Genomic DNA, 21,748 nt, shown 5'->3' with positions numbered 1-21,748 from the left:
GTGCCTCAGTCGAGGGTCTTGACGGCGTCGTCGATCATCGGCAGGTAGCGCTCGACGACCCACGGCACGGTCAGCGGGTTGATGATCGAGGAGGCGGTGACGAAGGAGGTGTCCTCGCTGGTGACGAGCGAGCCGCGCTTGACGGCCGGCATGGCGGCGTACAGCGGCTGCTTCTCGATCTCGGCGCGGGTCTTCTTGTCGGTGTAGAAGGTGAAGAGCAGGTCGCTGTCCTTCAGCTTCTCGGCGTTCTCCAGGCCGATGATGGCCGAGTCGGTGCCCTCGACCTCCTTGAAGGTCTTCACCACCGGGTCGACGGTCAGGCCGAGGCCGGTCAGCATATCGACGCGCTGCTCCTCGGGGAGGAAGACGCCGAGCGTGCCGGGGCCGTCGGTGTAGATGTAGGAGAACGTGACGTCCTTGTACTGCGGACGGGTCGCGGCGGCGTCGGCCAGCTGCTTCTTGATGCCCTTGATCAGGCCCTCGCCCTCACCGCTCTTGCCGAGCGCCTTGGCGATGATCTCGATCTGCTCGTCCCAGTTGGTCGACCAGGGCAGCTCGGGGTAGGCGACGGTCGGCGCGATGTCCTTGAGGATGTCGTACTGCTCCTCGGTCACACCCGACCAGGGGGCGAGGATGACGTCGGGCTCCAGTTCGGTGATGGCCTCGAAGTCGATGTCCTCACCGCCGGCGAACTGCTTGGGGAGCTTGTCGCCCTTCTCCTTCACCGCCTCGTTGATCCACGGGAGGTAGCCGGACTCGTCGCTGCCCCACTCGTAGCTCTCGATGCCGACCGGGGTGGTGCCGAGCGCGATGGCCGTCTCGGCGGAGCCCTGGCCGAGGGTGACGACCTTCTTCGGCTCCTCGGGTATCTCGGCGGTGCCGAGCTTGCTCTTGATGGAGACGGGGAAGGCACCGTCGCTCTTGGCGGAGGCGCTCGGCTTGTCCTCGTCCGAGGAGGAGGAGCAGCCGCCGAGGACGACGACGAGCGCGGTGGCCGCGGCCGAGGCGGCGACCGCCTTGCGGCGCGCCCGGGAGAACAACGATGACATGGACGTTTCCTCAGGTCTGAAGAACTACGGAGCCGAGCCCACCGTCCAGGCCGGGAGCGGACCCTCGAACCGGGAAACGGAAAGCTGGTCGCAGCGGGAACCGTGCGACATTAGGCAAGCCTAAGCTTAGCCCCTGGCGGCTTTCAATCGCCCTCGGGTCCGGCACGGTCACGATCCCCACCCACCCCGCACTTCGCCCGGGTGTGCCCGGGGATGCCCCTTTCGACGAGGCCGGCGGCGTGCCACGCCGCGCCGTCAGCCTGCCACACCACCCGCCGGCGGTGCAGCCGTCGAGGACGCCGGGGCGAGGGAGAACCGGCGGTCGGCGCCGGCCTCCCGGAGAGGCACGCCGCCCCCTCGGGACATGCACGTCGGTTACGGCTTCGACGGCGACGGGACTTCGCCGACCACGGCTCACGCACGGTGGGCACCGAACCGGTCGCCACCTCCGTCGCCGCGGCAAGGACGGCACCGGTCGGCCCGCCAGCCGACAGACGTACCACGCGGCCAACCGCACCTGAAGTTCCGCAACGGCCCCCGCGACCACCTCGCGGCGCGCGCCGGCTTCCGCACCGCCTCCACCGTGACCGTGCCCGGCGAGCCGCTCACCACCGCCGGTTCGTACGCCACCGAGCGCCGCTCCCCCGGCCTGCGGCCCGCCCGATCCGCACACGGAGGGGAGCCGCGCCGCCGGTGCGGCACGACTCCCCTCCCGACGCCCAGGTGACCGCCGGTCAGCGCGTCCGGAGTGCGCTCGACGGGGCCCGGCCGACCACGAAGTCGCCGAGCACCGTGGTCCCGTCGGTGTCGTACACCGCGATGCGGCGGTCCTCACCGGCCAGCTCCCTCTGGAGGGCGACGGCCTCGCGCGGCGAGGAGGGGGCCGGCTCGTCCTCCAACTCCGCACGCTTCACGTACCCGACCTCGCCCTCGGTCGTGTACGCCCGGATCAGGTCGGGCCCGCCCTTCGGCGTCGTCGCCTCCAGGCCGGAGCCGTACGTCTCCCCCTTCGCGTTCTTCGGCCAGGCGGGCTTCGCCGTGCCCTGACCCGCTCCGGCCGCGATCGAACGGTGGCCGAGGCTCGGGGACTTGAGCGTGTAGACGGCGTTGTAGCCGTTGCCGTTGTACGCCTTCGTCACTCCGTAGCTGTGGTACGTGCCGGCCCCGCAGCCCTTCCCGAGCGTCGGCACGCTCAGGCTGTTGGCGGGGCCGGAGGTGTAGGAGTAGCCGTTGGAGGCGCACAGGGTGTTGCCCTTGTAGAGGCGGGCCAGCGCGCCGAGGTATCCAGCGGGGACGTTGCCGTTGCCGTCCTTGGCGGCCGTCGTCGACGCGTAGAGACGCGAACTGTTGGCGATGGTCGCGCGGTTCTTGTACTTGATCCCCTTGACCGGCCCGTAGTAGCCCCAGGGGCTGTGCGCGGTCGCGGCGGCGGCCTGCGGCGTGAAGGCGGCCAGCAGACCCACCGCCAGCAGACCCACGAGTCCGGCCCGGGTGTGCGCTCGTCGTGCGGAAGTCAAGATTCCCCCAAGGGTGCGTGATGGTGCCGCTCGGGAGGCCCCGAGGACTTAAGGGTGAATTGGTACGCAACAAGCGTCAACACCACCTTTCGGCCATTGACCCGCAAATCGGTCACACGCTCCAGAGGTGACAGGCCGTTCGGGCACATCAGGCGCGCGGCACGAGCACGGCCTGCGTCCAGGTGGTCCGGCCGAGCCGCCGCCCCTCGCCGTCGCAACAGGTCGGCCCGGCCGGCGCCGAGGCAGCGGCCCGCGTGCGGCGGGTGGCCGAGCGCACCTCCCGGGCGCCGAGTACTGGTGGTCCGGGCCTCGTGCGGGCCCACGTCGCCGATGTCTCCTTCTCGATGGGGGTGGCCATTTTTCGGCCCGCAGGACAGGATGGCGAGGCGAACTCCCGTCCGGCCTTTCGCCCGTAGTAGTGCTACGAACACCCGCTCGTGCCAGCCTCATCAGGGAGAATCCATGAGACGCGCCATCATCGCCCCGCTCGCCCTCGCCGCCGCCCTCCTCTGCGCGGCGCCCGCGTCGGCTCTGCCCGCCGGCACCGAGAACGGCTGGGAACCGGCCCCCTCCGCCCCGTGGGACGTCCCCGCCGGCGCCCGGTGCGACTTCCCCGTCCACGGCGAGCCCGTCGTCGACGAGGTGGTGCGGCGCGTGCTGGACACCCACCCCGACGGCTCCGCGAAGCGGGTCGCGTACCAGGGCGACCTGGTCGTGCGCGTCACCAACACCGGGACCGGCGCCTTCCACGATGCGGACGCGAGCGGCACAGCCGTCGTCGAATACCGCGCGGACGGCTCCCAGTTCTGGTCCGTGCTCGGCCCCGTACTGGTCGGTGTGGGGGAAGGCGGGGGCAATGTGCCACGCGGACTGCACATCGTCGACGGGGTGTACACCCTGGAGATCGACTCCTTGGGACACAAGACCGTGAACATGGCGTACGGGACGCGGGACGACCTCTGCGCGCGCATCGGCTGACCGCTCACTCCGCCGTGTCCGGCCGAACCGTGGAACGGGCCCTCGGCGACCTGGAGCCCGGACCGGCACCCGAGGGCCGCCGCCTGGTCGTCGGCCCTCGGCCCACCGGCTCGGCGTCCGCCCGGCGACCCTGCGCACGTGGGAACGGGCGGGCCCGGTCCACCCCCACCGGGACCCGCTGGCCGGATACCGCGCCGACGACCGGGCCGCCGTACGCGACACCCGCCTCACCCGCCGACTCCGGCGCGATGGCCACTTCTTGCACCAGATCACCCCGCTGATCGCCCAGGTGCGCGCGGCGGGCGGCGGGCGGCGGGCGGCGGGCGGCCTGAAACCCCTGGAGGCCACCCCGCATGCCGGGCACACCCGCCTCGCGGACCGGGGGCGGGCCTGCTGACCGGGGCGGCGGAGCTGGAGGCGTGCCTGCGGCTGCGGGCGGAGGTCGCCTGAGCCGCTTGACCTTGCCACTGGCGGCAGGGTTCCACGATGACCGGCATGAACAGCACCAGTACCGCATCACCCAGCAGCCGGGTCGTCGCCGTCACCGGAGCGGGCACCGGCATCGGCCGGGCCACCGCCCGCGCCTTCGCCGCCGAGGGCGCCCACGTCGTGGCCATCGGACGGCGGCCCGGACCGCTCGGGGAGACCGCCGCCGGGCACGGCCGGATCACCCCACTGGCCGCCGACATCACGGGCGAGGGCGAGCCCGGACGGATCGTCGAGGCCGTGCTCCGCACACACGGCCGGCTGGACGTCCTGGTCAACAACGCCGGCATCGTACGGAGCGGCGCCCTCGGCACGCTGACACCGGAGGCGATCGGGGATCAGCTCGCCACCAACCTGGTAGCCCCCGTCCTGCTCGCCCAGGCCGCGCTGGGGCCGCTGGAGAGGTCGAGCGGAGTGATCGTCAACGTCAGTACGTCGGTGGGGCAGCGGGCCTGGCCCGGCAGCTCGGTCTACGCGGCGACCAAGACCGCCCTGGAGCTGCTGACCCGCAGCTGGGCGGTGGAGCTGGCGCCGCGCGGGATACGGGTGGCGGCGGTCGCCCCCGGCGCCGTCGACACCCCGATCGGCGAGCACCAGGGCCTGACGCCGGAGCGGAGGGCCGCGGTGCGGGAGTGGCAGCTGGCGCACACCCCGCTCGGCCGGATCGGCCGGCCCGGGGAAGTGGCCTGGGCCATCACCCAACTCGCCGCCCCGGGCGCCTCCTTCGTCACCGGGGTGGTCCTTCCCGTCGACGGCGGGGCCGTCGTGGCGTGAGAGGGTGAGCCGGGAGGTGGGGCGGGTGAGGATCGGCGAACTGGCCGAGGCGACCGGAGTGTCCGCGCGTGCGCTGCGCCACTACGAGCAGGCCGGACTGCTCTCCTCGGAGCGGGCCGCCAACGGTTACCGCGTCTACGGCGAACGGGCACTGGTGCGGGTCCGCAACATCCGCCACCTGCTCGACGCCGGGCTCACCCTGGACGACGTACGCGTCTTCCTGCCCTGCCTGGACGGCGACGTGGCTGCCGCACCCCCCTCCGGCGAGGGCCTGCGGGTCGCGCGGGAACGGCTGGCGGTCCTCGACCGGCGGATCGCCGCCCAGACCGCGGCCCGGGACCGGCTGGAGGCCGCCCTTCGGGCGAGGACCGGCGACCGGCACCGCCCGGTGACCTGACACCTCACCCCGGCTCAGCCCGGCAGCCGCCAGGCTTCGGCCCCGGCGCCGAGCAGGGCGCCGAGCCGCCGCGCCCTCGGGGGTGATCTCGACGGCCCGGTCCGTGCCGACGCGACGGCACCAGCCGTGGTCGAGGGTGTGGCGGCACAGGAGGGCTCCGGCGTGGCCGGCGAGGTGCGGACGGCGTTCGGTCCAGTCGAGGCAGGCGCGGGTGACCGGCCGGCGGCCGGGCGGCGTGAGGTCAAGGCCCTGCGCGGCGAACCAGGCGCGGCCCTCGCCGGTGGGGGTCAGGTCGGCGTCGGCGGCGAGCAGGCCGCGCCGCACCATCGCGTCGGTGACGGCGACGCCGATCCGGCCCGCGAGATGGTCGTAGCAGGTACGGCCCCGGGCCAGGCGGCTTGTGGTGCGGACCGCGCTCAGGCCCACGGGCCACTCACCGCCGGGGGCCGCCCGGGCGGCGAGGGCCTCGACCAGGCCGGCCGCGCCCGGGTCGGCGAGCCGGACGTACCGGTGGCGGCCCTGCCGCTCCTCGGCGAGCAGGCCGCCCGCGACCAGCCGGTTCAGGTGCTCGCTCGCGGTGGAGGCGGCGACGCGGGCGCGGCGGGCGAGTTCCCCGGCGGTCCAGGCGCGGCCGTCGAGAAGGGCGAGGCACATGACGGCCCGGGTCTCGTCGGCGAGCAGGGCGGCCAGGGCGGCCACCCGCTCGGCGGCTGAACCGGAGGCCGCCGGTTCGGTTCCCATGGCTCCATGGATGCCGCGCCCGGGGTTCGGCGGCGGCCGAAGGGTCGCCGCCGGACCCGGGCGCGGGTGGCGCGGGGTTCCTACTCCTCGAAGTAGGCGTCCAGGACCGCGTCCAGGGCGGCCAGCCACTCCTTGGCCCGGCCCTTGTCGTCCGCCTCGACCTCGGCGGGGTAGCGCCAGGGGCCGGGGGTGTGGACGGCGACGAGGAGGCGGCGGCCGAAACGGGAGACGGAGGACTCCACGGCGGCCACCTCCTGCCAGGTGAACTCGGCCTCCTGGTCGTCGAGGCGCAGCCGTATGCCGTCCGCGTCGGCCGTCACCGAGGCGCGGCGATCGGCGGCCTCGAAGACGGGGCCGCCGGCGGGGTCGGCGGCCCCGTCCGACGCGCCGGCCTGCGCCGCCGCGTCCTCGGGTTCCGGCTCCCGCTGCCCGGCACCGTCGGCCCCGGGCTCCGCGGCGGCCTGTGCCTCGGGGGCCGCCTCCTCGGCCGGGACCGTGTCGTCGGGGGTGCCACCCGCGGCGTCGCCGTCCTTCCGCGCCGGGCCGGCCGAGGGGGCGGTGATGCCCGGAACGTGCGCCGGTGAGGTGGTGGCGACGTACACGGGCGGGGCCTTGGTCTCTATGCGCTCGTCCACGGTCCGCAGTATGGACGACGAAGCTGTGGACCCACCAGCCGCAGGCCGACCACCGGACACTCCGTCAGCCGCCCGGCCCCGCCCGCTCCCCCGCTCCGGCCGCCGCAGGCTGCCCGCCCGAGGTGAAGCCGCCCGCCCCTGGCTCCGCACACCACGCCCCGCCCCTGCGGAGGCCGGCGCCGCCACGGCGCCGGTACCGGGGCGGCGCACGGGTCGTGACGGCCTGCCGCGGACCGGACACGCGGACGGCCGGCCGGACACCGTCGAGGTGTCCGGCCGGCCGTCCGCCACCGGGTCGGCTCCCGGCGTCGGGGAGGCCGTCAACGGGTCGGGCCGCTGCGGCCGCCCTTCCAGTCGTCCTGCTCACCGGAGGCGCTGCCGGTGCCGTCGTCGTACTGGATCTCCTCCTTGCGGACGGTGTCGCTGACCTCGCGCTGCTCGGTGACCTTCTCCGTCTCCAGGCGCACGCGTTCGACGGGGACGGCCTCCTTGCGGACCACGGGGCGTTCAGCGTGGAGGGTGACCTCCGCCTCGGCCTCGCCGATCTCGGTGCCGCGCGTACGGTCGCCCTCGCCGATGGGCTCCCGCACGAGGTGCACCTCTTCGTGGCTGACGGGGACGGTCGTGGTGACGTTCTCCGTCACGACCACCTTGCGCAGGCGGGCCCGGCCCACCTCCTGTTCCTCGGTGCCGACGCGCAGCTGCTCCTCGGAGCGCACCATCTCGTCGGCGTACTTGGCACGTTCGTCGCCCGTGTCGGCGCCGGAACGGCTCATCGCGGGCGAGCCCGCGCCCGCCCCGGCCAGCGGCCGGTCCTCGGCGGGCCGGTCCGTGCCGGGCCGACCGCGGCCACCGGCACCGGCGGCACCCGCCGCGCCCGCCGCGCCGGCGGTACCCGCCGCCGCGGCCCTGGTTCCGGTGTCCGTGCCGGACGTGTCCGTACGCCCGCTCATCTCGTCACCGGTCTTGCCGCTGCCGCCCCGGGTGACCCCGTAGTGGGCGTACAGCTCCCGCTCCTCGGCGGCGTCGAGGTGCTCGTCGGCGTCGACGCGCGGGGCGTCCTTGATGGTGTCCTTGGCGTAGGCGAGGTGCAGTCCCTCGCCGTCGTGGCCCGCGCCGGCCAACGGCACGAAGGTCTCCTTCATGCCGAACATGCCGGTCTTGACCGTGACCCACTCGGGCTTTCCGGTGGCGTCGTCGAGGAAGACCTGTTCGACACTGCCGACCTTGGCGCCGTCGCGGTCGTAGGCGGTCAGCCCCACCAGCTGGTCGGTGGTGAGGAAGCTGTCACCTGCTGTCATGTCGTGATCACTCCTTGGACGGCGCGTGGCGGAGGATTCCGGGAGCACCCCCATGGGCCCACACACCCACGTCCCCATCGCGCACCCGGAACGCCGTCGCGGCAACCCGGGGCCGCCACCGCTCCGCCCGTGGTGCACCGCGCCACAGGCGGGGCCGGGCGCTCAAGGGGCTCCGGGGAAGGGCCGCGCACCGCCTCCGGGGGCCGCGCGGCGTTAGCCCATTCGAGTGAACGCCGCCCTGTGAGGCCGCTCTCCCCCTGCTCCCCGGGGTCATGAGCCGGCGAGCGCGGCGCGAAGAGTGCGGGCGGCGGCCACGCGGACAACCCGACGACCGTGCGGGACGTCTTCATCCGCATCGGCCGCGGCGTCGGCGTCGGCTGGCCGGGAGACCGACCGGAAGGGGAGCCGGCCCCCGCGACGGGGGCCGGCTCCCGGCGTCGTGCGAAGCGGCGGTCACGCCCCCTTGAACCGGCGCAGCCGCAGCGAGTTGCCGACGACGAAGACCGAGGAGAAGGCCATGGCGGCGCCGGCGATCATCGGGTTGAGGAGGCCGGCGGCGGCCAGCGGCAGGGCGGCGACGTTGTAGGCGAAGGCCCAGAAGAGGTTGGACTTGATGGTGGCGAGGGTGCGCCGGGCGAGGCGTACCGCGTCGGCGGCCACCCGGAGGTCACCGCGGACCAGGGTGAGGTCGCCGGCCTCGATGGCGGCGTCGGTGCCGGTGCCCATGGCGAGGCCGAGGTCGGCCTGGGCGAGGGCGGCGGCGTCGTTGACCCCGTCGCCGACCATGGCGACCGTACGCCCCTCGGCCTGGAGCCCCTTGACCACCTCGGCCTTGTCCTCGGGCATCACCTCGGCGATCACCTGCTCGATGCCGACCTCGCGGGCGACCGACTCGGCGGCGGCGCGGTTGTCGCCGGTGAGCAGGACCGGGGTCAGGCCCAGCGCGCGCAGCCGGCGGATCGCCTCGGGGCTGGTCTCCTTGACGGCGTCGGCCACCTCCAGGACCGCCCGGGCCTCGCCGTCCCAGGCGACGGCGACGGCGGTACGCCCGGCGGCCTCGGCCTCGGCGTGGGCGCGCTCCAGCTCGGCGGGCAGCCCGATGGCCCACTCGGCGAGCAGGCGGGGGCGGCCGACGAGGACGGCGTGTCCCTCGACGACACCCTGGACGCCGAGCCCGGCGACCGCGGCGAAGTCCTCCGGCACGGGGAGCGGGCCGGTGCGGTCGGCGGCGGCGCGGGCGACGGCCTGGGCGATGGGGTGCTCGGAGGCGTGTTCCAGGGCTCCGGCGAGCCTGAGCGCCTCGCCCTCGGTGGTGGAGGCGGCGGTGCGCACGCCGAGCAGGGTCATGCGGCCGGTGGTGACGGTGCCGGTCTTGTCGAGGACGACGGTGTCGACCTTGCGGGTGCTCTCCAGAACCTCCGGGCCCTTGATGAGGATGCCGAGTTGGGCGCCGCGCCCGGTGCCGACCATGAGCGCGGTCGGCGTGGCGAGCCCCAGCGCGCAGGGGCAGGCGATGATCAGTACGGCGACGGCCGCGGTGAAGGCGGCCGTCAGCCCCCAGCCGGTGCCGAGCCAGAAGCCGAAGGTGGCGACGGCCAGGGCGATGACGACCGGCACGAAGACGGCGGAGATGCGGTCGGCGAGCCGCTGGGCGGCGGCCTTGCCGTTCTGCGCCTCCTCGACCAGCCTGGCCATCCGGGCGAGCTGGGTGTCGGCGCCGACCCGGGTGGCTTCGACGACCAGGCGGCCGCCGGCGTTGAGGGTGGCACCGGTGACGGCGTCTCCCACGCCGACCTCGACGGGGACGGACTCGCCGGTGAGCAGGGCGGCGTCGATCGCGGAGGAGCCCTCGACCACGGTGCCGTCGGTGGCGACCTTCTCGCCGGGGCGGACCACGAAGCGGTCACCGGTGCGCAGCTCGCCCGCCGGTATCCGCTCCTCGCGGCCGCCGCGCAGGACGGTGACCTCCTTGGCGCCCAGCTCCAGCAGGGAGCGCAGCGCGGCTGAGGCGCGGCGCTTGGAGCGGGCCTCGAAGTAGCGTCCGGCCAGGATGAAGGCGGTGACGCCGGCGGCGGCCTCCAGGTAGATGTTGCCGGCGCCGTCGGTGCGGGCGACGGTGAACGCGAAGGGGTGGGTCATCCCCGGGGTTCCGGCGGTGCCGAAGAACAGGGCCCACAGGGACCAGAGGAAGGCGGCCGAGGTGCCGACCGAGATCAGGGTGTCCATCGTCGCGGCGCCGTGCTTCAGGTTGGTCCAGGCGGCCCGGTGGAACGGCCAGGCCGCGTAGACCACGACGGGGGCGGCCAGGGTGAGGGAGAGCCACTGCCAGTAGGTGAACTGGAGCGCCGGGATCATCGCCATGGCGATCACCGGGACGGCGAGCACGACGGCGGTGACGAGCCGCTGGCGCAGCGGGCGCAGCTCCTCCTCGGCCCGCGTGTCGGCGTCGTCGGGGACGGGGTCCGTGCGGGGCGGCTCGGGCTCACGGGCGGTGTAGCCGGTGGCCTCGACGGTGGCGATCAGGTCGCCGACCCCGACCGGCCCGGTGTAGGAGACCTTCGCCTTCTCGGTGGCGTAGTTGACGGTGGCCTCGACGCCCTCCATGCGGTTGAGCTTCTTCTCGATGCGCGCGGCGCAGGAGGCGCAGGTCATCCCGCCGATGGCGAGTTCGACCTCCGCGCTGCCCGCTGTCGTCGTCCGGCCGCTCATGCCCACTGCCTCTCCGTCGGTCACCGGTACCTCCAGGGGGTATCCGTTGACGTCAGGTATACCCCCCTCCGGTATCCGCCGCAAGAGGCGGCGGTCACTTGACTTGATACCCCCAGGGGGTACCTTTCAGGAAGGTCGCCGGCACAAGAAGGCGCCGGCGGAGACAAGGGAGCGAGTCATGAACACAGGGGTGCGGATCGGGTTGTACGCGGCCGGACTGGCCATCGCCTTCGGCGCGGCGTACGGAGTCGGGGACCGGTTCGGCCCCGAACCCTCCCGCCCGGTGCCGACCGGCCACGGATCGGACGCGCATGTCGACGCCCAAGCCGCTCCTCTCCCGCCTGCGCCGTGACACGCGGCGCGGCCCCGTGGCCGACGAGGCCGGGCAGGCGGCACGCAGGGCGGCGAAGCGGCGCGAAGCCCTGCTGGCGGGCGATCCCGACCTGGCCGAGGTCGAGGCCGACGGACGCACCTGGATAGGGCCCGGGTGCACAGCCTGGAGGAGGCCGAGGCGGCCGAGCGCAACCTCGACCTGGTCACAAGGCGCTGCGCCACGCCGGTGTCGACTACTTCATGGTGCCCGGCCGCTCCGTCCAGCGGTACGCCGTAGGCGTCCGCCTCTCGGACCCCACCGCCCTCTACGCGGCGGAGCCCGGCCAGACCCCCTGGCCCCGGGAGGCCGCGCTGTACGCCGAGGGCGCGCTGCCCACCGAGCTGAAACGCCGGGCCGTCATCCGGTTCGGGGAGATCCTCCTCGGCCCAGATACTCGCCGGGCTGGTCCGCGGCTGCGACGTGGAGTTCTGGAGGGACGGGCGGCAACTCCTGGACGAGGCGGAACAGGGCGGCGAACGCGCCGCGGACCTGCTGCGGGGCCTGCGGTACCAGGCACCGCCCGCGCTGCCGGCCGGGGCACTGGTGGGCCCCCGGCAGAACGCGGTCTCCGACGTGGTGCCCGCCGAGGCGCAGACGCCCGCCGTCCGCACCGTCGGCGGGACCGGCCATCCGACCTTCGCGGAGTTCACCGAGCCGGTCATCGACACCGTCGCCTTCCCGCTCGACGTCGTCTACACCTGGCCGGAGGAGCCCGCGCCGAACTCGGCGGGCAAGAACGTCCGGCGGCTGCTGCGCGAGGAGCACGGGCGGATGACCGTCAGCAAGTTCGCCCACACCCCGCACCCGCAGATCCGCTCGGTCATGCGGGAGATCGAGGAGCGCTTCGCCGAGGACGTCGAGCGCACCGCCCGCTCCCGGTTCCGCGCCCCGACGGACATCGCCATGGGCGCCTCCTTCCACCACCACCAGGCGTTCCTGACCGGTCGCGCCGTGCCGGGCACGTACAAGACCCGGTACGTCGACGCGGCCCGTCCGGACGCCGACGAGCGGCTGGAGGAGCTGGCGGCCAACCGGCGGTTCGACTTCTTCTGCCTCAACGACGTCAACAGCCCCGCAGAGGAGCAGGACGCCATCAACCGGAAGATCCACACCTTCCTGGAGACGTACTTCCCCTTCCCCAGCCGCTACGAGCGCGGCGGCCCCGTCTGACCGGCGCGCTCGCCGCGGCCTGAGGTCCCCCCGGCCGTGATCCGCTCCACCGCCTCCACCGTCACCGCCCGCTCGTGCGGCCGGGTGTCCAGGGCGCGGTGGAGGGAGAGACCCTCGATGAGGGCGTCGAGCTGGCGGGCCGTGTCGGGGTCGAAGTGCCGTTCGAGGATGCGGCGGCTGCGGGCCATCCAGGCGCGGGTCAGTTCGCGGTAGGCGGGGCGGCGGGCGGCGAGGGTGTAGAGCTCCTGGGTGAGGATCAGGTCGCGCTGGTTGCCGCTGGAGAGGTGGTGGACGAGGCCGACCACGGCGGCGCGGGCCTCCTCGGCGGTGGCGGCGGCGCCGAGGCGCTCCTCGAAGACGGCCACGACGGTCGAGGAGAAGCGGGTGAACGCCTCGCGGAGCAGTTCGTCCATCGAGGCGAAGTGGTAGGTCATCGACCCCAGGGGCACCCCGGCCCGCGCCGCCGCCTTGCGGTGCGAGAGGCCGGCCACGCCGTCCTCGGCGATGAGGTCCAGTACGGCGGCGAGGATGCGCTCCCGCCGGCCGGGGTCGGTCTTTCCGGTCGCCACTGGTCCTCCTGGTCGTACGGACAAGGGTGCGGACGCCGGGCGTACGGTCGTACACTTCGGGGGCGTACGGCCGTACGCTCCCTTCCCGCGTCTGCCGAGGATTCTGCCGTGCTGGATCTGGCCACCCGCCGCTGGCGTGCCGCCCTCTTCGTCTTCATGCTGACGGCCGGGGTCGGCATGGCCTCCTGGGTGGCGCGGACACCGGCGGTGCGTGACGCGCTCGGGGTGAGCACCGGCGGGATGGGTGTGGTGCTGTTCGGCCTGTCCACCGGGTCGATGGCCGGCGTGCTGCTCTCCGGTCCGCTGGTGCGGCGGTACGGCGGGCGGGCCGTGTTGTGGGGTGGCGCGGCCGTGGTGACCACCGGGCTCGCGGTGACCGCGGGCGGTGCCGAGTGGTCGCTGGCGGGCGGGGTGTTCGCGGGGCTCGCGCTGTTCGGCTCGGGGCTGGGCCTCGCCGAGGTGGCGGTGAACATCGAGGGCGCGGCCGTCGAGCGCCGCCTCGGCCGACCGGTGCTGCCGGTGCTGCACGGCTGCTCCAGCCTCGGCACGGTCCTCGGGGCGCTGCTCGGCCTGGCGCTGACGGCGGCGCGGTTCCCGGTGGGGGCGCATCTGCTGGCGGTGGCGGTGCTGACGGCCGCGGCCACGGTGTGGGCCGTGCGGTCGGTGCCCGCCGGGACGGGCCGGGAGGCGGCGCCGGAGGCGGCCGGGCCGAAGGACCGGCTGGCGGCGCTCAGGGTGTGGCGGGACGGGCGGCTGGTGCTGATCGGGATCATCGTGCTGGTGATGGCGTTCACCGAGGGCGCCGCCAACGACTGGCTGCCGCTGCTGATGGTCGACGGGCACGGCGTCAGTGCCACCGCCGGCTCGCTGACGTACACGGTGTTCGCCCTCGCCATGACGGCGGGCCGGTTCACCGGCGGGCCCTTCCTGGAGCGGTTCGGGCGGGCGGCCGTGGTGCGGGCCAGTGCCGTGCTGGCGGCGGCGGGGGTGGCGGTGGTGGTCTTCTCACCGAGTCCGCTGGCGGCGGGTGCGGCGGTGGTGCTGTGGGGGCTCGGCGCCTCGCTCGGCTTCCCGGTGAGCATCTCGGCGGCGGGCGACGACCCGCACGGCGCGGCGGCCCGGGTCAGCGCGGTGGCCACCGCCGGATACCTCGCCTTCCTCGTCGGCCCGCCCTCGCTCGGCTTCCTCGCCGACCACGTCGGGCTGCGGCCGACGATGGGCGTGGTGCTCGGCCTGCTGGTGGTGGCCGCCCTGCTCGCCCCGGCGCTGCGGCCACGCGGACCCCGGGCGGCCCCGGCGGGCGTACCGCCGCAGCCGGGCACGGCTCCACAGCGGGCGGACGACGGCGCCGGCCGTCCCTGAACAGGATGGGCCGCCCGTTCCTGGGGGGACGGACGGCCCATCCATCCGCCTCTCACCTGCGGGAGCCGCCGGGTCCAGGGGCAGGGCCCGCGCAGCTCTCCACCCGGGCGCCGACGAGACCCTGCTGCGGGCCGCCGCCGAGGCGGGGTCGGCGGGCCTGGTGCTGGCGCCCCCGGCACCGGCAACACCGCGCCCCGGGTGGCCCGCGAGGTGGCCCGGCTGACCGGTGCGGGCGTCCCGGTGCTGGTCTGCTCGCGGGTCCCGTGCGGCCCGGCCGTCCCGCTGTACGGCGGCGGGGGCGGCATCGACCTGGTGAGGGCCGGGGCCGTCTTCGCGGGCGACCTCAGCCCGTGGCAGGCGCGGCTGCTGCCCGCGGTGGCGCTGGCCGCCAGCCGGCTCGGGGCGGCCCGCGCCGTCTCCGGCTGGCTGGAGGGCTGAGGCCCGCGTCGCACGTCCGGGTCCGGCTGGAGTACGCCGTCTTCGCGCTCACCGGCGCTCCCCTCCCCGCCCGGGAAGCCCTCCCCTCGCGCGCGCCCCGCGCCCCGGCGGGCCGCTACACCCCGGCCGGTACGGGGCTGTGCCGGGGCTCCGGCGCGGTCAGCGACGCGGCGCCCGCCGGGACGGGGACGGCGGCGAAGATCGCGTCCTGCTCCCGCTGGAGCTGCTGCTTGCGCTCGGGGCTGGTGGAGGGCAGGCGCTGCTCCTCGTACAGCTTGTGGGTGGTCTCCTGGGCGTTCTTGCTGGCCTCGGTGTGGAACTGGACCTCGAACTGCTGGCCCGAACGGGGCGCGCGCCAGCCGGTGTTGAGGCCCTTGTAGCCGGAGGCGCGGCCCCAGGTGTTGGACCACTTGGTGGACTCGTTGCGCCAGCCGTCGAGCTCGTGGGCGACGGTGGAGACGCCGGAGGTGTAGGAGTCGTCGTCCCACAGGAGGGTGTAGCGCACGGCGTCGGTGATGCCGGCCAGCACGGTGTCGACGTTCCGTTCGGGCCGCTCGGCCAGCGCGGTCGCGACCTTCCGCTTGAGGGAGTCGGGGGACTTCAGGCGCTGGTCGAAGCCGGTGAGTTCCGCCTCCGACATGGCGGCGGCGGCCCGGACCTGCACGCTGATCGAGCGCTCCGCCTCGCGTGCCTCCTCCAGGTAGGCGTCGACCGTGCTGTTCTCCCCGCTGGTCAGGGTGAGGCCGCCCTCGCCCTTCCAGCCGCCGGGCTCGTCGGCGGCGGCGACGGCCGTGGGGCCGAGCGCCAGGACGGCGGCGAGGGCCCCGCACAGGGCGGTGCGGATCGGGGTGGGCCGGGTGGTGGTGGTCATGCGGCGCGTACCAGCTCTTTCTCACGCGGAAGCGGGGCCCGGGCGTGCGGATCGACGCCGGGCGCCTTGGAGAACGATCAAGTACCCCGGGGGATACGCCGCCCCGACGAGGATCACCACCGTGCTCGCCGCAGCCCCGGGCGATGCCACCGGCCTCCACGTCACCCACGGCCATGTGCCCGCCGCCGACAACGAGACCGGCACCCGCTTGTCCCCCAACCGACCTGGCCCGCCTGGCCGAAGGAGGTCCCTGACGCCCCGGCTCGACAGCCCGGCCCGCAGGGGGGCCGGCCGGCGGAGCGGGCCCGGGGACGCCGCAGGCGTCCACCCGTCGGCCCCGACAGGCGAGCGGGCCCGAACTGCGTCACGGTGGAGAAGTGGCACCGCCCCGGCCCGGGACGGCCACCGCGACCGCCGCGCCGCACGCCGCGCGGGCCCCGGGCCCAGCCCCGAGACGAAGAAGCGGTGAACCGATGAAGGCACTGGTCTGCCAGGGGCCCCGCGAGGCCACGGTCGAGCAGGTCCCGGACGCGCGGACCGGACGCTCCACGGACGTCCTGGTGCGGGTCCCCTCGGCCGAGGTCTGCGGCCCCGCACCCCACGCACCGAGAAGGCCGGAGTGATCCCCGTCGACGACACCGAGGGCGACCACGCCGGGCAGATCCCGGAGCGGACCGGCGGCGGCGCCGACAAGGGGTGCGAGTGCGTCGGCCGCCGGGCGCACGACTGCGGCGGCCACGAGAAGCCCGAGTCGCCCATGAACGACCTGGTCGCCTCGGTACGCGCGAGGGGCGGGCTCCCCTTCGGCTTCGGCGACTTCTCGTTGCAAGGGCCGGCGGATCGGCACCGGCAAGGCCGACGTCACGGCGCACAACCGGCGCCTGCGGAACCTCGTCCACCACGACAAGGCCAGGCCCTCGCTCATCGTGTCGCACGAACTGCCGCTGGACGGCGCCCCCGAGGGCGTACCGGAACTTCGACGACCGGCTCTCCGGCTGGACCAAGGCCATCCTCAAGCCCTGACCCAGGAGGCAACCGATGCAGGACAAGCCGAGTGACCCCCGCCCGTCCCGCGAGGAACTCCCCCTCCCCGACTACGACCACCTGCCGGTCTCCGGCCTGGAGCACCGCATGCGGACACTCCCGGCGGACGAGCTGCGGACGGTCCGGGCGTACGAGCGGGAGCACGCGGACCGGCCGCGGGTCAAGCAGATGATCGACCACCGGCTCGACCAGCTGGAGCGGGGCGCGCCGCCCTCGGGCGGCGACCCCGCCGCCCCCGCGGCCGAGCAGGCCCGCCCCACGAGGGGCCGCGCCCCCGTCTCCCCGCAGACGGCCGCACTCCCGCCCGACCCGCTGCCGCACGGCACGTACGACCGGTCGAGGCCGACCCAGCCGAACAACCCCCGCACCCGCTGAGAGCGGTGGGACCCAGGCCGGGGCCGCCCTCCGTGGCGGCCCCGGCCTGGCCGTGAAGAACCGGCGGCGACGGGCCCGGGTCAGGAAGTCGGCCGGGGCCCGGGGGCGCGGCCCGAGAAGGCGGCCCAGGCGTCCGCGCCGCCGGCGGGACGGCCGCCCGCCCCGCCCGGCGCGTAGCAGTCCTTGATCCCCCTGGCCCAGGCGGCGGCGTCGATCCGGTCGTCCGGTGTGGGGCCGAAGGCGTCGAAGAGGGCGCCGGTGGCGGCGCGGCCGAAGCCGGTCGCGGTCATCAGGGCGGCGAAGGCGGGGCGGGCCACCCGGCCCTCGCCGCCCGGGTCGCCGAGCGCGGCCAGGGCGCGGGCGAAGGCGTCCACCGCGGCGTCGAACCGCTCGGGGGCGAGCACGCAGGCGGTGTACTCCTCGAAGGTGATCCGGCCGTCGCCGTCGGCGTCCAGTTCGGCGGCGAGGGTGGTCCAGTACCGCAGGAGGGCCTCGCGCACCGCGTCGTGCGCCGCCGTGCCGGAGTCCGGGGCGGCCGAGACGACGCGGTGCGCCAGGAGGTCGAAGTCCTCGGCCTCCAGCACGCCGTCGCCGTCGGCGTCGAGCAGGGAGAAGACGAGCTGGACCCGGTGGGTCGCCTCGGTGCGCATGGCCGTCCCCTTTCGTCGCGGCCGAGGCCGCAGCCGCCCGGGCGGGCGGCCCTGCCACTATCGGTGGCCCAGCGCACCGGTGGGGCGCTGGGCCGGAGTGTTCACCTGATGAGGGGAAGGTCGCCGCGGTCGCGGGCGGCGGCGGGCCCGGAGGAGCGGGCCCGCCCCGCCGCGCCCCCGAAGGTCCCGCCGCGGGGGAACCGGAGTTCCTAGGGTGCGGCTGTGACCAACGATCAGCGGGACCCGGCGGGCCGTCTCCGTTCCTGGCCGTACGCGGCGGCCGCGTACGTCTTCGCCGTCGTCATGGTGGGGACGACGCTGCCCACCCCGCTCTACGGGCTGTACGAGGAGGAGATCGGTTTCTCCTCTCTGATGGTGACGGTGATCTTCGCGGTGTACGCCGCCGGGGTGATCGCGGTACTCGTGGCGGCCGGCGGGGTCTCGGACGTGCTGGGGCGGCGGCCGGTGCTGCTGGCCGGGCTCGGGTGCGCGGCCGCCAGCGCGCTCTGCTTCGTCTTCGAGGGCGGGCTGCCACTGCTGTTCACCGGGCGGGTGCTCTCCGGATTCTCCGCCGGGCTCTTCACCGGCACCGCGACCGTGGCCGTGATGGAGCTGGCGCCCCGGAACCACCGGGGCCGCGCCTCGTTCGCGGCGACCGCCGCCAACATGCTGGGGCTCGGCTGCGGGCCGCTGCTCGCCGGGCTCCTCGCCGAGTACGCGCCCTGGCCGCTGCGGCTGCCGTACCTGGTCCATCTGGGGCTGGTCGCGGTGGCGTTCGCCCTCACCCTGGTGCTGCCGGAGACCGTGCGGCACTCCGGGCCCCGCCCCGCGCCACGGCCACGGCGCCCGTCGGTGCCCGCCGAGGCGCGGTCGGTGTTCGTCCCGGCGGCGCTGGCGGCCTTCGCCGGGTTCGCCATGTTCGGGCTCTTCACCTCGGTCGCGCCCAGCTTCATGGCCCAGACGCTGGGCGTGCACAACCTGGCCGTCTCGGGCCTGGTCGTCTTCCTGACCTTCGCCGCGTCCACCGTGGGGCAGGCGTCCCTCGGCGGCGTCCCGGCCGAACGGGCGCTGCCGCTGGGGTGCTTCGTCCTGATGGCGGGGCTGGGGGCGATCGGCGGCTCGCTCCTCGCGGCCTCGCTGGCGCTGCTGGTGGCAGGCGCGGTGGTCTCCGGAGTGGGCCAGGGGCTGCTGTTCCGCGCGGGGCTGAACGCGGTCGGCGCCCGGGCCCCGGCCGACCGGCGCGGGGAGACGACCTCGGCGTTCTTCGTCGTCGCCTACCTCGGGATCTCGCTGCCCGTGGTCGGCGTGGGCGCGCTCTCGCTCGCCCTCGGACTGCGCGACGCGGGGCTGGTGTTCAGCGCCTCGGTGATGGTGCTGGCCGGGTCCATCGGGGTGTGGCTGCTGCGCGCGGCGCCCCGCCGCCCGCGCCGCGGCGCCTGACCGCGCCCCGGACCTCCGGTGCCGGGGAGATCCCCGCGCTGCGCCACGGGATCGACCTGGGCCTCACGCGACGCCGTCGAGGAGAACGCGGCGGCCCGCTCCGGCCCGCTCTCCGTCGGCGACCTGGCCGCGCACGACCGGGCCTTCCCGCCGCCGGAGCGGAAGGTGCCGCTGGAGGTGGTGCGAGGCGCGGGCCGCGCCCGGCTCACTCCTTCGCCGGGTCCTCGCACTGCGGGCCGGTCGGGGACGGGGACGGGGACGGGGACGGGCTGGGGCCGGCGGTCTCGTCCGGGTCGGGCGTGGGGCTCGGGCTCTCGCACTCCTCGGGGGGCGTGGGTGTGCCCGGGTCGGTCGGGGTGCCCGGGTCCGATGGGCCGGGTGAGGGGTCCGGGGTCTGGGCCGGCGGCTCGGAGGGGCCGGGTGAGGGGTCCGGGTCGGCCGGCGGTTCGGGGGCCGGGGAGGGCTTGTCGGGTTTGGTCGGGCCGGGCTTCGGCGGACCGGGCTTGTCGTCGCCGGGGTCGGGGCCCACGACGATGCCGCCGTCCCCGTCGTCGACGGGGCGGGTGGCGGGGGTCTTGCCGCCTGGGCCGGGACTGGTGGGGAGGGTGCCCCTGCCGTCGGGGACGGTGTGCACGCCACCCCGGTAGAACTCCATCCAGTGGCGGACCAGCCGGAGGTAGTCGCCCGAGTGGTTGTAGCTGAGGATGGCGCGGTCCAGGTCGGCGGAGCGGCCCAGATCGCGGGTACCGGCGCAGAGGTAGTGGCCGGCGGCGAGGGCCGCGTCGTGGACGTTGCCGGGGTCGCTGCGGCCGTCGCCGTTGCCGTCGGCGCCCCAGCGGGCCCAGGTGGAGGGGAGGAACTGCATCGGGCCGACCGCCCGGTCGTAGACGGTGTCGCCGTCGTGGGCGCCGCCGTCGGTGTCCCGGATCAGGGCGAAGCCGTTGCCGTCGAGCGCCGGGCCGGTGATGCGGCCCCGGGTGGTACCGGCGGCGTCGAGGGCACCGCCCCGGGCGTGGCCGGACTCCACCTTGCCGATGGCGGCGAGGAGTTCCCAGCGCAGGCGGCAGCCGGGGTCGCTGCCGGCCACCCGGCGCTCGGCGTTCCGGTAGGCCCGCAGCACGGTCGCGGGGATGCCGGACTGGGCGCGGACCAGCGTGGCGGGCGAGGCCCCGCCCGGGGTGCCCCGGCCGGCCCCTGCGCCCTTCAGCGGCGGGAGTTCGGTGTGGTACGCGTCGTCGCCCGGCGGGTCGGCGGTGAGCGGCGGGGCGCTGTGGGTGGCGCGTTCCTCGTCCGCCGGGGTGTCGCCCAGGGCCACGGGGATCAGGCCGGGGGCCTGGGAGGCGGTGAGCAGGGCCATGGCGGCGACGGCTACGGCGCCGCCGCGCAGCCCTTTGCGGGTGCGTGCGGGCAGGCGTCGCCCACGGGGTACGGGCATCGCGGTCACTCCTGTCGGTGGTGGTCCGGGCCGGGCGGGGTCAGCGGCCGAAGGTGTCGAGGGACGTGACGAGCCAGCGCCCGTCGCGGTGGACGACGTCGACGGCGAACATGGCGCCCGCGTAGACCCCTTCGTCGTCGGCCTCGTCCTTCTTCTTGGCGCCGCCTGCGGTGCTGACGCTGCTCTGGTCGGCGTAGACGAGGACCCGGGCGCGGTCGCCGTCGATCCGCTCGACGGCGCTGTCGGTGACGGTGGTGGTGATGACGGCCTTCTGTTCGTCGGCGCGTGCGGCGACCTCGCCGAGGAGCGCGGCGTGCTGGTCGACGGCCTTGCCGGTGAGCAGGGTCCTGGCCGCGCGGTCGAAGGCGTCCGGGTCGGCGTGGTCGTAGGAGAAGAGGGCGGCGACGGCCCGGCCGGTCTGGCCCTTGATCTCGCTGGTGCGGGCGAGGTCGGTGAGCGCGGTGTTCTGCCGGGCCGGGTCCCCGCTCAGCGCGGCGGCCCGCGCGTGCGCCCAGCCGGCGAAGCCGCCGAGGAGGAGGGTGAGGAGGCAGAGCACGGTGAGGGGGCGCGGGCGGCGGCGCCGGGGCGCGGCGGTGTCCTCGCCGCCCGGGCGGGTCCGGCGTACGGCGCGTGGTCCCGGGCGCCGCGCGGGGGCGGCCGGTTCCGGCCCGGGGTCCTGCGGCTCCGGGTCCGTGGCGGTCACCGGTACCGCCTCCTCGATGGTGTCCGGGGACAGGACGGCCAGGCCGGTGCGGGGTGTCGCGGGGCCCGGCTGCGTGTCACGGGCCTGGCGGCGGCGCCGGCTGTTGATGAGGTGGCGGGTGGTCGGCATGCGGGTCCTCTCCGGTGCGGGCGGCGGGCGCGGGTACGGGCCGGGTCAGCCCGCCGGGGTGCCGCCCACGGGGGCCTGTCCGAGGGCGCTGAGCTTCCACCGGCCCTCGGTGCGGCTGAGTTCGCCGAGCATGCGGCTGTCCTTGTCGGTCTTCTCGGCACCGGGGGCCTTGACGGTGACGCGGAGGGCGACGAGGACCCGGGCGCGTCCGGCACGGTCGTCCAGCTCGGTGACGGCGGCGGACAGCACCTTGGCGGTGGTGACCGTTCTGGCGGACTTCACCTGTTCGATGAAGTCCCCGCGCCCTTCGGTGAGTTGCTCGTGCAGCTCCCCGGTGGTGGAGGACTCCCACAGGTCCAGGCCCTGGTCGACGTCGCGGTGGTCGAGGGTGTTGAGGTTCTGCACGGCCTGCTCCCCCGCGGCGAGGGCGGCGTCGCGCTGCCCGGCGTAGGCGGCGGTGTCGTCGTGGGCGGCGGCGTACCAGGCCCAGCCGCCCCGCACCGCGAAGCCGCCCGCGATCAGGGTGAGGACGAGCGCCGCCACGAGGAGCGGGCGGGCCGTGCGGGGGGCGGCGCGGAGCTTGCTGGTCATGGGTGCTCCCG

At 75.3% G+C, this 21,748-nt stretch carries 21 protein-coding genes and 3 pseudogenes; 12 read left to right on the top strand and 12 right to left on the bottom strand.

Annotated elements, in window-relative coordinates:
• Window positions 1-5: 5 nt before the first annotated feature.
• Both ACSLIC_RS21880 and ACSLIC_RS21875 read right to left on the bottom strand, forming a co-directional pair.
• Complete coding sequence (locus ACSLIC_RS21880; protein ID WP_436739407.1) at window positions 6-1,049, bottom strand: iron-siderophore ABC transporter substrate-binding protein; 1,044 nt, start codon at window positions 1,047-1,049, stop codon at window positions 6-8.
• Between the two features lie 734 nt (window positions 1,050-1,783).
• Window positions 1,784-2,566: an ATP-dependent Lon protease gene (locus tag ACSLIC_RS21875; RefSeq protein WP_436739406.1), complete on the bottom strand. Its 783-nt coding sequence runs from the start codon at window positions 2,564-2,566 to the stop codon at window positions 1,784-1,786.
• 462 nt (window positions 2,567-3,028) lie between these two features.
• On the opposite strand from ACSLIC_RS21875, the gene ACSLIC_RS21870 reads away from it, so the two are divergent.
• The 5 genes and pseudogenes from ACSLIC_RS21870 (at window position 3,029) to ACSLIC_RS21850 (ending at window position 5,201) form a co-directional block, all read left to right on the top strand.
• Window positions 3,029-3,544, top strand: a complete 516-nt coding sequence (locus ACSLIC_RS21870) for a hypothetical protein (RefSeq protein ID WP_436739405.1) — start codon at window positions 3,029-3,031, stop codon at window positions 3,542-3,544.
• 130 nt (window positions 3,545-3,674) lie between these two features.
• Window positions 3,675-3,767 (top strand): annotated as a pseudogene (locus ACSLIC_RS21865) (MerR family transcriptional regulator); the annotation flags it as partial.
• A 36-nt stretch (window positions 3,768-3,803) separates the two neighbouring features.
• Entirely contained in the window at window positions 3,804-3,941 is a 138-nt protein-coding gene (locus tag ACSLIC_RS21860) for a hypothetical protein (RefSeq protein ID WP_436739404.1), read from the top strand.
• A gap of 89 nt (window positions 3,942-4,030) precedes the next feature.
• Window positions 4,031-4,804 carry an SDR family NAD(P)-dependent oxidoreductase gene (locus tag ACSLIC_RS21855; RefSeq protein ID WP_436739403.1) on the top strand — a complete coding sequence of 258 codons (774 nt, stop codon included), beginning with the start codon at window positions 4,031-4,033 and terminating at the stop codon, window positions 4,802-4,804.
• Window positions 4,805-4,829: 25 nt separating this feature from the next.
• Entirely contained in the window at window positions 4,830-5,201 is a 372-nt protein-coding gene (locus ACSLIC_RS21850) for a MerR family transcriptional regulator (protein ID WP_436739402.1), read from the top strand.
• Between the two features lie 14 nt (window positions 5,202-5,215).
• Here ACSLIC_RS21850 and ACSLIC_RS21845 read toward each other — a convergent pair.
• The 4 genes and pseudogenes from ACSLIC_RS21845 to ACSLIC_RS21830 form a co-directional block, all read right to left on the bottom strand.
• Window positions 5,216-5,942, bottom strand: a pseudogene (locus ACSLIC_RS21845) (ArsR/SmtB family transcription factor).
• A gap of 80 nt (window positions 5,943-6,022) precedes the next feature.
• Complete coding sequence (locus ACSLIC_RS21840) at window positions 6,023-6,577, bottom strand: hypothetical protein (protein ID WP_436739401.1); 555 nt, start codon at window positions 6,575-6,577, stop codon at window positions 6,023-6,025.
• Between the two features lie 320 nt (window positions 6,578-6,897).
• Window positions 6,898-7,878, bottom strand: coding sequence for a PRC and DUF2382 domain-containing protein (locus ACSLIC_RS21835; protein ID WP_436739400.1), 981 nt, complete (start codon window positions 7,876-7,878; stop codon window positions 6,898-6,900).
• A gap of 453 nt (window positions 7,879-8,331) precedes the next feature.
• Window positions 8,332-10,587, bottom strand: a complete 2,256-nt coding sequence (locus tag ACSLIC_RS21830) for a heavy metal translocating P-type ATPase (RefSeq protein ID WP_436740439.1) — start codon at window positions 10,585-10,587, stop codon at window positions 8,332-8,334.
• Between the two features lie 178 nt (window positions 10,588-10,765).
• Here ACSLIC_RS21830 and ACSLIC_RS21825 point away from each other — a divergent pair, with 178 nt between their 5' ends.
• Both ACSLIC_RS21825 and ACSLIC_RS21820 read left to right on the top strand, forming a co-directional pair.
• Window positions 10,766-10,939, top strand: coding sequence for a hypothetical protein (locus ACSLIC_RS21825; RefSeq protein WP_436739399.1), 174 nt, complete (start codon window positions 10,766-10,768; stop codon window positions 10,937-10,939).
• Window positions 10,899-12,130 (top strand): annotated as a pseudogene (locus tag ACSLIC_RS21820) (stealth conserved region 3 domain-containing protein). Before ACSLIC_RS21825 ends, ACSLIC_RS21820 begins: the two are co-directional and overlap by 41 nt.
• Here the strand turns inward: ACSLIC_RS21820 and ACSLIC_RS21815 are convergent.
• Entirely contained in the window at window positions 12,106-12,699 is a 594-nt protein-coding gene (locus ACSLIC_RS21815; protein ID WP_436739398.1) for a TetR/AcrR family transcriptional regulator, read from the bottom strand. The pseudogene ACSLIC_RS21820 and the gene ACSLIC_RS21815 sit on opposite strands and share 25 nt — an antisense overlap.
• Window positions 12,700-12,807: 108 nt before the next feature.
• Between ACSLIC_RS21815 and ACSLIC_RS21810 the strand changes: the two genes are divergently transcribed.
• On the top strand, window positions 12,808-14,061 hold the full coding sequence (locus ACSLIC_RS21810) for an MFS transporter (protein ID WP_436739397.1): 1,254 nt from the start codon (window positions 12,808-12,810) through the stop codon (window positions 14,059-14,061).
• Between the two features lie 198 nt (window positions 14,062-14,259).
• Entirely contained in the window at window positions 14,260-14,499 is a 240-nt protein-coding gene (locus ACSLIC_RS21805) for a hypothetical protein (protein WP_436739396.1), read from the top strand.
• A 115-nt stretch (window positions 14,500-14,614) separates the two neighbouring features.
• Here ACSLIC_RS21805 and ACSLIC_RS21800 read toward each other — a convergent pair whose 3' ends face one another.
• Window positions 14,615-15,370, bottom strand: coding sequence for an ATP nucleotide 3'-pyrophosphokinase (locus ACSLIC_RS21800; RefSeq protein WP_436739395.1), 756 nt, complete (start codon window positions 15,368-15,370; stop codon window positions 14,615-14,617).
• 473 nt (window positions 15,371-15,843) lie between these two features.
• On the opposite strand from ACSLIC_RS21800, the gene ACSLIC_RS21795 reads away from it, so the two are divergent.
• Both ACSLIC_RS21795 and ACSLIC_RS21790 read left to right on the top strand, forming a co-directional pair.
• The gene (locus ACSLIC_RS21795) at window positions 15,844-15,993 is read left to right on the top strand and encodes a hypothetical protein (RefSeq protein ID WP_436739394.1); all 150 of its coding nucleotides are present in this window, start codon (window positions 15,844-15,846) and stop codon (window positions 15,991-15,993) included.
• A gap of 415 nt (window positions 15,994-16,408) precedes the next feature.
• Complete coding sequence (locus tag ACSLIC_RS21790) at window positions 16,409-16,789, top strand: hypothetical protein (RefSeq protein ID WP_436739393.1); 381 nt, start codon at window positions 16,409-16,411, stop codon at window positions 16,787-16,789.
• Window positions 16,790-16,869: 80 nt separating this feature from the next.
• Here the strand turns inward: ACSLIC_RS21790 and ACSLIC_RS21785 are convergent, their stop codons facing one another.
• Window positions 16,870-17,439 carry an EF-hand domain-containing protein gene (locus tag ACSLIC_RS21785; protein WP_436739392.1) on the bottom strand — a complete coding sequence of 190 codons (570 nt, stop codon included), beginning with the start codon at window positions 17,437-17,439 and terminating at the stop codon, window positions 16,870-16,872.
• 222 nt (window positions 17,440-17,661) lie between these two features.
• Between ACSLIC_RS21785 and ACSLIC_RS21780 the strand changes: the two genes are divergently transcribed.
• A complete protein-coding gene (locus tag ACSLIC_RS21780; RefSeq protein ID WP_436739391.1) occupies window positions 17,662-18,879 on the top strand; it encodes an MFS transporter in 1,218 nt (405 codons plus the stop codon).
• Between the two features lie 205 nt (window positions 18,880-19,084).
• Here the strand turns inward: ACSLIC_RS21780 and ACSLIC_RS21775 are convergent, their stop codons facing one another.
• From ACSLIC_RS21775 to ACSLIC_RS21765, 3 genes are read right to left on the bottom strand one after another with little or no spacing between them, the layout of a single operon-like run.
• Complete coding sequence (locus tag ACSLIC_RS21775; protein ID WP_436739390.1) at window positions 19,085-20,314, bottom strand: lytic transglycosylase domain-containing protein; 1,230 nt, start codon at window positions 20,312-20,314, stop codon at window positions 19,085-19,087.
• Between the two features lie 40 nt (window positions 20,315-20,354).
• Window positions 20,355-21,146, bottom strand: coding sequence for a hypothetical protein (locus ACSLIC_RS21770; protein WP_436739389.1), 792 nt, complete (start codon window positions 21,144-21,146; stop codon window positions 20,355-20,357).
• A 45-nt stretch (window positions 21,147-21,191) separates the two neighbouring features.
• On the bottom strand, window positions 21,192-21,737 hold the full coding sequence (locus ACSLIC_RS21765) for a nuclear transport factor 2 family protein (RefSeq protein ID WP_436739388.1): 546 nt from the start codon (window positions 21,735-21,737) through the stop codon (window positions 21,192-21,194).
• Window positions 21,738-21,748: the final 11 nt, after the last annotated feature.

The organism is Streptomyces sp. BBFR102, from assembly GCF_051397025.1.
Lineage (GTDB): Bacteria > Actinomycetota > Actinomycetes > Streptomycetales > Streptomycetaceae > Streptomyces.
The sequence above is the reverse complement of the archived record's forward strand: the minus strand, read 5'-3'. Positions and strand labels throughout refer to the sequence as shown.

Bases quoted from the DNA above. Each gene is read 5' to 3' on its own strand.
- ACSLIC_RS21880 (WP_436739407.1), bottom strand. From the start codon at position 1,049: ATGTCATCGTTGTTCTCCCGGGCGCGCCGCAAGGCGGTCGCCGCCTCG.
- ACSLIC_RS21870 (WP_436739405.1), top strand. From the start codon at position 3,029: ATGAGACGCGCCATCATCGCCCCGCTCGCCCTCGCCGCCGCCCTCCTC.
- ACSLIC_RS21855 (WP_436739403.1), top strand. From the start codon at position 4,031: ATGACCGGCATGAACAGCACCAGTACCGCATCACCCAGCAGCCGGGTC.
- ACSLIC_RS21835 (WP_436739400.1), bottom strand. From the start codon at position 7,878: ATGACAGCAGGTGACAGCTTCCTCACCACCGACCAGCTGGTGGGGCTG.
- ACSLIC_RS21830 (WP_436740439.1), bottom strand. From the start codon at position 10,587: ATGAGCGGCCGGACGACGACAGCGGGCAGCGCGGAGGTCGAACTCGCC.
- ACSLIC_RS21825 (WP_436739399.1), top strand. From the start codon at position 10,766: ATGAACACAGGGGTGCGGATCGGGTTGTACGCGGCCGGACTGGCCATC.
- ACSLIC_RS21800 (WP_436739395.1), bottom strand. From the start codon at position 15,370: ATGACCACCACCACCCGGCCCACCCCGATCCGCACCGCCCTGTGCGGG.
- ACSLIC_RS21795 (WP_436739394.1), top strand. From the start codon at position 15,844: ATGAAGGCACTGGTCTGCCAGGGGCCCCGCGAGGCCACGGTCGAGCAG.
- ACSLIC_RS21790 (WP_436739393.1), top strand. From the start codon at position 16,409: ATGCAGGACAAGCCGAGTGACCCCCGCCCGTCCCGCGAGGAACTCCCC.
- ACSLIC_RS21785 (WP_436739392.1), bottom strand. From the start codon at position 17,439: ATGCGCACCGAGGCGACCCACCGGGTCCAGCTCGTCTTCTCCCTGCTC.
- ACSLIC_RS21775 (WP_436739390.1), bottom strand. From the start codon at position 20,314: ATGCCCGTACCCCGTGGGCGACGCCTGCCCGCACGCACCCGCAAAGGG.
- ACSLIC_RS21770 (WP_436739389.1), bottom strand. From the start codon at position 21,146: ATGCCGACCACCCGCCACCTCATCAACAGCCGGCGCCGCCGCCAGGCC.
- ACSLIC_RS21765 (WP_436739388.1), bottom strand. From the start codon at position 21,737: ATGACCAGCAAGCTCCGCGCCGCCCCCCGCACGGCCCGCCCGCTCCTC.